Raw genomic sequence first — 8,588 nt, forward strand, 5'->3', positions numbered from 1 at the left:
GGATGAACAGCTATGCGGTCTTCCTGCGCGGGGTCAACGTCGGCGGCATCACCATCAAAATGGCCGAACTGAAGGATGCCCTGAAGCAGCGGCCCTTCGGCTCCGTGAAGACACTGCTGGCCAGCGGGAACGTGGTCCTGACCAGCGACCTGCCCGCGGCCGGGGTGAAGGCCGAGTTCGAGGAGTGCCTGCGCGAGGCTTTCGGCTACGACGCCTGGGTGGTGGTACTGCCCGCCGAACGCCTGGCGGAGCTGGTGGCCGCGTGCCCGTATCCGCCGGACGACGCCGGCACGCACAGCTACGTCACGCTGTCCTCCGACGCCGGCGTCCTCGCCGAACTGTACGACGCCGGAACCGCAGTGGACGGCGTGGAGCTGACCCTGCTGGGCTCCGAGGCGGTGGCGTGGCTTGCCCCGGCCGGCGGCACCCTGGACAGCCCGTTCAGCAAGCTCTCCTCGAAGCCGAAGTACAAGTCCTCCACCACCACGCGCAACCTGCGCACCCTGATCAAGGTCCGCGACGCCGCCGCGGACCTGCGGGGAGGGCGCGTCTAGCCGCCAGCCACCTTCAGTGCAGCGTTGAACGCGGTGAGCCGGCTGGCTTCGAGCTCGACGGGCGCCACCACGAGGTCACGGGCGACGGCGTCGGCCGCTGCCTCCAGCCGGCGGCGCGCGGCCCGGGCCCGCGCCCCAGCAGCCATTCCTGCGAGGGTCCGCGCCGCCAGGGCCAGCACCACGCCCAGTAGCGCTCCCCCGGCCACCAGCACCGTGGGCACCGGCCAGCCTTCGACGCGGGGAACCTCCGGAACCGGCAGCTGGAAGTAGCCCAGCGCCGCCAGTACCCCCAGCCAGCCCAGCCCGGCAACCGCAGCCACCAGCCCCAGCCACTGCATGACGTTGAAGAGTCGCCACCACCAGGAGCCCCGCCCCGCGGACAGTTCGGTCCCGGCGATCGCCTGGTCGAGCGCGTCCGGGAGCTGCTCCCGGCCCTCCCGGGCTGCGGCGCGGATGGCCGCCCGCCACGGTCCGGGCGCGCCGTCGGAGGCGGCGTCGGCGAAGTCCCGGACCGCAGCGTCGGTCCGCGCGCGCTCCGGCGCACCGGCGGGGGGCAGCGAGGTCCGGTTCAGCTGCGGCGGTTCCCCGGTCCGGCGCAGGTTCAGCCTGCGCAGGGGGTCCGGCCGGAGCCGGGCGAGCCAACGGGTCACCGGCCAGCCGGTCCGGCGCGTCGCCTCCAGCCGGTAAGAGGCGGCCACCGCGTCCACCACCAGCGGCACGTTGGCGGCCGTGGCCAGTTCCCGGGACAGGCGTTCCCGGCTGCCGGGCCGGACGCCGGCGGCCTCACCCGTCCCGGATTCTTCGGCCAACCGGTGGGCCGCGTGGTCGACGTCGGCCGCCAGCCGCTGGGACAGCGCGCGCCGCTGCATGGCCACCTGGCGGATCGCGGCGCGGACCTTATCCACCCCGGTCCCCACGAGGGCCGAGGCTCCGAGGACCTGCACGGAACCCAGTCCGTCGCGGTGGAGCAGCGACTGGAGGGATTCCAGGACCGGCCGCACGTCGTGTTCCGGCAGCCGGTCCACCTGGTTGAGGACCACCAAAGTCACGGCGGCGTGGGTGGCGAGCGGGGCGAGGAAGTCGTGATGCACCGCCGCGTCGGCGTACTTCTGCGGGTCGAGTACCCAGACCAGGACGTCCACCAGGCCCGTCAGGCGCTCTGCGATGGCCCGGTTTTCGGCGCGGGTGGAGTCAATGTCGGGCAGGTCCAGCAGGATCAGCCCGGTGGAGTCGTCCGCGAAGCCGGGCACGGCCGCGGCAATATGCCGGTGGCGCACGTCCAGCCAGTCCAGAAGCTGCCCACTGCCTTCCGCGCCCCAGATCCCGGCAAGCGGCTCCGACGTCGTGGGGCGGCGGGCCGCCGCCGTCGCGATGGCCGCGCCGGCCACCGCATTGAACAGCGACGACTTTCCGCTGCCGGTGGCCCCGAAGAAGCCCACCACGGTGTGTTCGGCGGAGAGGGAACGCCGCGAGCTGGCACGCTCCAAGACCTGCAGGACCTCGTCCAAGGTCTCGTCCGGCAGCACCCCGGCCGCCAATTGCCGGGCGTCATCGAGTGCTTCCAGCCGTCGGTCCAGCCGGGATGCCTCCCGGGCCGAGGCGTGGCGGTTCATCCGGCCGCCAGCGCGGTCAGGGCGGCGGCCAGCGCCCGCAGGTCCGCGGCCGGGACGACGTCCGGCGCCGCGGCCTCGAGGCGGTCCAGGAATCGCTGCCGCTCGTCGTCGAGGAGGCGCAGGCAGCGTTCCTGCAGGTCGGTGCGGGCGGTCCTGGCCAGCCGGCGCACGGCGTCCTCGCCGAAGACCGCTTCCAGGACGCGCTGGCCGATCACGGCCGTCCCGCCGGCGACGCCGATCTCCAGGCCGGTGAGGCCGGCGGTCATGGAGAAGACGACGATCATCAGCGCCGCACCGAGGCCGTTGATTCCGAAGGACAGCCAGCGTGCCTGGGTGCGTTTGCCTTGTCCCTCGGTCCGGATCAGCTCCATCAGGCTTCCCTGCCACGCCCGGATCTCGGCCGCGACGGCGTCCGCGAAGCCCGGCGAGGTGCCGGACAGGTCGTCGGTCCCCAGCAGGCGGCGGCCGGCCGGGTCGGAACGCCAACGCCGGTCCGTCTCCTCGGCGGCGTTGGCCGCCTCGTCGAGGATCACCGCTTGCAGGCCGGTCTCGATGGCCGTTTCGACGCGGACCGCCGGGGCCGGTTCGCCCCGGAAGAACGCGCCGACCCGGTCCCGCATCCGGCCGATGTTCTGTTCCATGACGCGGAAGAACTCCCCGGTGCCGACGAAGTCCTGCCACCGGGCGAGCACCTCTCCCCGCAGCAGGGCACCGTCGCGGGTGGCGGCCTGGATGCGGCCGGCGGCATCCCCGTAGGCGTTCGTGGCGTCCAACTCCAGCTGCCGGGCTGCTTCCTGCTGCGCCGCGACGGCGTCCGCAGCGGCGGTGAACCTGGCGGCGAGGCCCCTGATGGCGCCGTTGAGGGTCCGCCGGGCGATTGCGGACCTGCCGGCGGCGTCCGCCGCGATTCCGCGCAGCCAGGCGAGCAGCGGCGCCACCGTGGCCGGCGGCAGCATGCCCTCCCGGTCCAGGGGCACCTCCGGGACGATGAACAGCCGCGCCGAGCCCAGGCCCTGGCGCTCGAGCATCGTCCGCAGGTCGGCGGCCACCTCGTCCTCGGCCGCCGGCGGTACGCGGTCCAGCACCACGGCCACGGTGATGTCGCGGGCGGCGGCGTCCAGCAACAGACGCCAGGGCACGGCGTCGGCGTAGCGGTTGGCCGTGGTCACGAAGATCCAGAGATCCGCCGCGGCGAGCAGCTGTCCGGCGAGCTGGCGGTTCTCGTCAGAGACGGAGTCGACGTCGGGGGCATCCAGGAGCGCGACGCCGGCCGGGACCGCCGCGTCGCCGGCGAGGACCAGAGAGGTCACCGCGGCAGTCTCCCCGCCGACGGCGGGGACCGACGCGGCCTGCTCCGGGGGCGGCCCGGCGAGGACGGTGCCGCGGATCCTGCCGAGCGTGGGCAGCACCCGCTGGTCCTCGAACCAGCCGGCGTCGGCCGGGTGGTGCAGGAGGATGGGCTGGCGGGTGGTGGGTCGGATCGCTCCGGCACGGGTGACAGGGTGGCCCATCAGGGCGTTGACCAGCGTGGACTTCCCGGCGCCGGTGGACCCGCCGACGACGGCGAGTAAGGGTGCGTCGAGGCTGCGGTAGCGGGGCAGGATGTAGTCGTCCAGTTGGGCGGCGGCGTTGCGGAGGTCGCGGCGGGGGTCCTCCACCCCAGGGAGGTCCAGCGGCAGGACCACGGCGGCCAGCTCGCGGCGGGCGTCCTCCAGCAGCTCTACCGCGTTCATCTGGCGTGCGGCGGCCCGGCCTGCGCGGGCGGGAATGGTGCTCTCGTGGTCGCTCACAGCTTCATCATGGCAGGTCGACGGTCCGCGGGGCGGCCGGGCAGCGGCATTCAGGGCATAAAAAATCCCCCGGAGACCGTGGTCTCCGGGGGAAATTTGTGACCCCAGCGGGATTCGAACCCGCGTTACCGCCGTGAGAGGGCGGCGTACTAGGCCGCTATACGATGGGGCCTTGCACTTTTCCAGCTCGAAGATTGTTTCATACCTTCAGCCGTTCTCCAAATCGGCTGAACCGATTCAGATGCTCCGATTTTCCGCGGAATTCCGCGGATTTTCAGAGCTGGGATACCAGGACTCGAACCTAGAATGACGGTACCAGAAACCGTAGTGTTGCCAATTACACCATATCCCATTGTGACTTTCGGACCGGTTCCGCAGGACTAAACCCGCGCTCCCGGCGCCTCAGCACGAGTAATTACTTTACCCGAGACTTTTGTCCGGCACAAATCGGCCCGAAGACCCTGCCGGTACGCCTCCGAAGGCGCCCCTGGCGGCCGACGACTCCGGTCAATCTGCGAAAACCCTTGCCAATCCGGCGCCGGTAAGTTTACTCTCGGTAAGTTACCAACGAGTAACCCAACCCTTCCCCCAATCGAAAAGCAGCATCCCCACGGCCGGAGACGGCTGTTAGCTGCATCACACTGGCGGGGCCGGCAGCGCAGCCGTTGCCGGCTGGATCGTCGAGAGGAACAAGTTGTGCCACAGAGTCGTGTCGCCATCGCTCCGCCCCGTAACCGGGCCCAACAAATCGCCATCGCCGTCCTGGCGCTGCTGCTGATCGCCCTGCTGGGCTTCTACACCCTGGTCACGGGCAAGATCACCGACGGGTCCGCCCGTCTCAACGACGGCGCGGGCCAGGCCGCCGCCGGGGCACAGCAGCTCAAGGACGGTGCGGGGAAGCTCGCCGACGGCGCGGGCCAGGCCGACACCGGCTCTGGCAAGCTCTCGGACGGCGCGGAGAAGATCCACCAGGGCATCGCCGGCAAGCTCGCCCCCGGCGCGGATCAGCTGCAGCAGGGCGCGACCCAGCTCTCCGAGGGGGCGGTCAAGATCCAGACGGATGTGGACAATAAGCTCGCCCCCGGCGTCTACCAGGTGGACGACGGCGCCCAGAAGCTGGCGGCGGGTGCTGTCCAGCTCTCCGCCGCGCTGACCCCCACGGCCGCCGGCAACGCGGACAACAACCTGGCCGACGGCGCTACCCAGCTCAACGCCGGAGCCGGCCAGCTGGCCGCGGGCACGGGCCAACTGGCCGCCGGCACGGACCAGCTCGCCGCCGGCACCGACCAGCTCAAGGGCTACCGGGGCGCCAACAACAACCCCGAGGCCGGAACCGGAACGGCTGCCCTGGCCCAGGCGCTGGAGCAGCTGAATGCCGCCGCCAGTGATCCGGTCCAGGGCCTGGTGCCGCTGTCCGTGGTCAGGGACAAGATCACCAAGATCTTGGACGGCGCCCACCGCCTGGACGCGGGCGCCTCGCAACTGCAGGCCGGGGCCGGCCAGCTCCGCAGCGGCGCCGCCCAGTTGAACACCGGCGCCGGGCAGCTCCACGCCGGAACCGGGAAGCTCACCGCCGGCTTCGCTACCCTGGCGGCCAAGCTCAACAGCCAGGACCCGAACAACCCCGGCGTCGTCCTGGGCACCCGACTGCTGGCGGACGGCACCTCGAAAATCCGGGTGGGCATGGACGGCGTACCCGGCGATCCGGAGCACCCGGGCCTGCTGAAGGCCACGGCCAAGATGACCGACGGCAGCTCCCGGCTCGCGGACGGAACCCTGGCACTGAACACGGGCATCAAGGGCGATCCCGCGGACCCGGCAAACCCGGGCCTGCTGAATGGATCCACCGCACTGGCCACCGGCGCCTCCGACCTTCACACCGGCAACAGTAAGCTCGCAGCGGGGTCCACACAGCTCGCCACCGGCGCCGACAAGCTGGCCGACGGCAACGCGCAGATCGCCGCCGGAACCGGCACGCTCTTCTCCAGCGCCTCTGCGGTGTCGCCGTCGAGCATGATCAAGAACGACGTGGCCGTGGCCCTGGGATTGGTGACTCTGCTGGCGCTCGGCGCCGTCGGCGCCTACCTGGCGCTGCGGAACCGGCGGATCGCCCAGGCTCCGGCTTAACGGAAGGCTCCTGCCTAACCGCGCAGGCGAAACGTCAGGCGAATCAGCTCAGGCGAGCAGGTCCAGCAGCGAGGAGACCTCGCGTCCGGTGAACTCCGGCGCGGGGTCTCCTCCGCGGTTAAGCCACACGCCCAGCAGTCCGGCCGCCGTCGCGCCGTCCGCGTCGAGCAGCCGGTTGTCGCCGACATAGAGCGTCTCGCCCGGGCCGGTACCAAGCAGGCGCACACCCTCGAGGTAGATGGCGGGGTCCGGCTTCGGGACGCCCACGGTGTCCGTGCCGACCAGCACGCCGATCCGCTCCAGCCCGGCGGCGTCGAGCTTCACACGCTGGTAGTCGTGGACGTTGTTGCTCACGGCACCGTACGGGATCCCCGCGGCGTCCAGGGCGTTCAGCAGCGGAACCACGTCGTCGAAGGCGCGGATGTAGCTGTGCTGCAGGCTAGCGTAGGAGCTGACCCAGTGATGGGCCTGCTCCCCCTCGGCGAGCTCGACGCCGAAGTGCCCCAGTGCGGCGCGGCCGCGGAGCAGGCGCTGCTCGTTGAACGTCAGCTCGCCGGCCAGGTAGCGGTCGTAGTAGTGCGTGGTTTCCTTCGTGAAGATGCGGCCAAACTTCTCCCAGGAGGCCTCATCCAGGCCCGGGAGCAGATGCTCGCTGACGCCGCGCAGGGCCGCCGTCATGGCGAACTCCAGGTCCACCAGCGTGTCGTCGATATCGAAGAGCACCCCGGTGACGGCGGTGAGACCGGGCGCCAGCACGTCGGCCGCCCGGTCCCCGCCCCGCGTGGCGGCATCCATCATCAGCCGCGGAAGGCGCGCAGGCGGGCCAGGGACGAGTCCCGGCCCAGGATGACCATGGACTCGAACAGCGGCGGGGAGATCCGGCGGCCGGATATGGCCGTGCGGACCGGGCCGAACGCCAGCCGGGGCTTGACGCCGAGGCCCTCGACCAGCGACTCCTTCAGGGCGGCCTGGATGCTCTCCGCGGTCCAGTCCTGCAGCGGTTCCAGCGAGGCCAGGGCGGCGTCGAGGACCTCGGTGAGGTTCTCCGGGAGTCCCTTGCGGGCGTCGTCGGCCACGTCCACCGCGTCGTCGGCCTTGAAGAGGAAGGCGAGCATCTCGGGCGCTTCGCCGAGGAGCGAGATGCGCTCCTGGATCAGCGGCGCAGCCTCGGCGAGGATCTCTTCTTCGCGCGCGGTAAGCGTCTCCCCCACCAGGCCGGCGGCCTGCAGGTACGGGACCAGCCGGCCGCGGAAGTCCTCGGCGTCGAGCATGCGGATGTGCGTGCCGTTGATGGCCTCGGCCTTCTTGAGGTCGAAGCGGGCCGGGTTGGCCAGCACGTCGTGGACGTCGAAGTTCTCGATCAACTGCTCCACGGTGAAGATGTCCTCGTCCGCGGAGAGGCTCCAGCCCAGCAGCGAGAGGTAGTTAAGCAGGCCCTCGGGGATGAAGCCGCGGTCGCGCAGCAGAAAGAGGTTGGACTGCGGATCGCGCTTGGAGAGCTTCTTGTTGCCCTCGCCCATGACGTAGGGCAGGTGGCCGAACTCGGGCAGGTAGCTGGCGACGCCGATCTCCATCAGCGCCCGGAACAGCACCACCTGGCGGGGCGTGGAGGAGAGCAGGTCCTCGCCGCGGAGGACGTGGGTGATGCCCATCAGCGCGTCGTCCACCGGGTTGACCAGGGTGTAGAGCGGCGAACCGTCGGCGCGGACGATCACGTAGTCCGGGATGCTGCCGGCCTTGAAGGTGATCTCGCCGCGGACCATGTCGGTGAAGGTGACATCCTCGTCGGGCATCCGCATCCGCAACACCGGCTGCCGGCCCTCGGCCTGGAACGCGGCGAGCTGTTCCTCGGAGAGGTTCCGGTCGAAGTTGTCGTAGCCAAGCTTCGGGTCGCGGCCGGCGGCGCGGTGGCGTGCCTCGACTTCCTCCGGGGAGGAGTAGCACTCGTAGGCGTAGCCGCCTGCGACGAGCTTGGCCACCACGTCCTTGTAGAGGTCCAGGCGCTGCGACTGGCGGTAGGGTTCGTGCGGGCCGCCCACCTCGACGCCCTCTTCCCAGCTGATGCCGAGCCACTTCAGCGCCTCCAGCAGCTGCTGGTAGCTCTCCTCCGAGTCGCGCGCCGCGTCCGTGTCCTCGATCCGGAAGACGAACGTGCCCTTGGTGTGCTTCGCGTGGGCCCAGTTGAACAGGGCGGTGCGGATCAGGCCGACGTGCGGGGTTCCGGTGGGCGAGGGGCAGAACCGGACCCGGACCGGGGTGTCCGCGGTGACTTCGCGGGAGGCTTCACGGTTCGGGTCCGTGGTGGCAGAGCTGGAGACGGCGTCGGGCGCGGTGGGAGTAGTCATAGTGGTACCAACTTTACCGCGTGCCCGGTACCCGTTCCCGCTGTGAAAACGGACAGCCGCACCGTGGCTCCACGGTGCGGCTGTCCGAAATCGGCGCGGTTTCCTACCGGCGGACGATCGGGTTGGAGTGGAGTCCGATGACCTCGATCTCCACCTCGT

The 8,588-nt window shown here is 70.8% G+C and carries 6 protein-coding genes and 2 tRNA genes; 2 read left to right on the forward strand and 6 right to left on the reverse strand.

What is annotated here, in order from left to right; genetic code table 11:
• Window positions 1–2: 2 nt before the first annotated feature.
• Entirely contained in the window at window positions 3–554 is a 552-nt protein-coding gene (locus tag AB0305_RS06595) for a DUF1697 domain-containing protein (RefSeq protein WP_364134920.1), read from the forward strand.
• Here AB0305_RS06595 and AB0305_RS06600 read toward each other — a convergent pair.
• The 4 genes from AB0305_RS06600 to AB0305_RS06615 all read right to left on the reverse strand — a co-directional run bounded on the left by AB0305_RS06600 (window position 551) and on the right by AB0305_RS06615 (window position 4,309).
• A complete protein-coding gene (locus AB0305_RS06600; protein WP_364134917.1) occupies window positions 551–2,167 on the reverse strand; it encodes a GTPase in 1,617 nt (538 codons plus the stop codon). The genes AB0305_RS06595 and AB0305_RS06600 overlap by 4 nt on opposite strands.
• Entirely contained in the window at window positions 2,164–3,900 is a 1,737-nt protein-coding gene (locus AB0305_RS06605) for a dynamin family protein (protein WP_364135780.1), read from the reverse strand. Before AB0305_RS06605 ends, AB0305_RS06600 begins: the two co-directional genes overlap by 4 nt.
• Window positions 3,901–4,056: 156 nt before the next feature.
• A tRNA-Glu gene (locus AB0305_RS06610) sits at window positions 4,057–4,129 on the reverse strand.
• A gap of 108 nt (window positions 4,130–4,237) precedes the next feature.
• Window positions 4,238–4,309, reverse strand: a tRNA-Gln gene (locus AB0305_RS06615).
• Window positions 4,310–4,653: 344 nt separating this feature from the next.
• Between AB0305_RS06615 and AB0305_RS06620 the strand changes: the two genes are divergently transcribed.
• Window positions 4,654–6,084: a hypothetical protein gene (locus tag AB0305_RS06620; RefSeq protein WP_364134914.1), complete on the forward strand. Its 1,431-nt coding sequence runs from the start codon at window positions 4,654–4,656 to the stop codon at window positions 6,082–6,084.
• 48 nt (window positions 6,085–6,132) lie between these two features.
• Here AB0305_RS06620 and AB0305_RS06625 read toward each other — a convergent pair whose 3' ends face one another.
• Together AB0305_RS06625 and gltX are read right to left on the reverse strand one after the other, a co-directional pair.
• The gene (locus AB0305_RS06625) at window positions 6,133–6,879 is read right to left on the reverse strand and encodes an HAD family hydrolase (protein WP_364135777.1); all 747 of its coding nucleotides are present in this window, start codon (window positions 6,877–6,879) and stop codon (window positions 6,133–6,135) included.
• Between the two features lie 2 nt (window positions 6,880–6,881).
• Window positions 6,882–8,429: a glutamate--tRNA ligase gene (gltX, locus tag AB0305_RS06630; protein WP_364134911.1), complete on the reverse strand. Its 1,548-nt coding sequence runs from the start codon at window positions 8,427–8,429 to the stop codon at window positions 6,882–6,884.
• Window positions 8,430–8,588 lie beyond the last annotated feature (159 nt).

The organism is Arthrobacter sp. NPDC080086 (assembly GCF_040702285.1).

Bases quoted from the DNA above. Each gene is read 5' to 3' on its own strand.
- AB0305_RS06605 (WP_364135780.1), bottom strand. From the start codon at position 3,900: ATGAACGCGGTAGAGCTGCTGGAGGACGCCCGCCGCGAGCTGGCCGCC.
- AB0305_RS06625 (WP_364135777.1), bottom strand. From the start codon at position 6,879: ATGGATGCCGCCACGCGGGGCGGGGACCGGGCGGCCGACGTGCTGGCG.
- gltX (WP_364134911.1), bottom strand. From the start codon at position 8,429: ATGACTACTCCCACCGCGCCCGACGCCGTCTCCAGCTCTGCCACCACG.
- AB0305_RS06600 (WP_364134917.1), bottom strand. From the start codon at position 2,167: ATGAACCGCCACGCCTCGGCCCGGGAGGCATCCCGGCTGGACCGACGG.
- AB0305_RS06595 (WP_364134920.1), top strand. From the start codon at position 3: ATGAACAGCTATGCGGTCTTCCTGCGCGGGGTCAACGTCGGCGGCATC.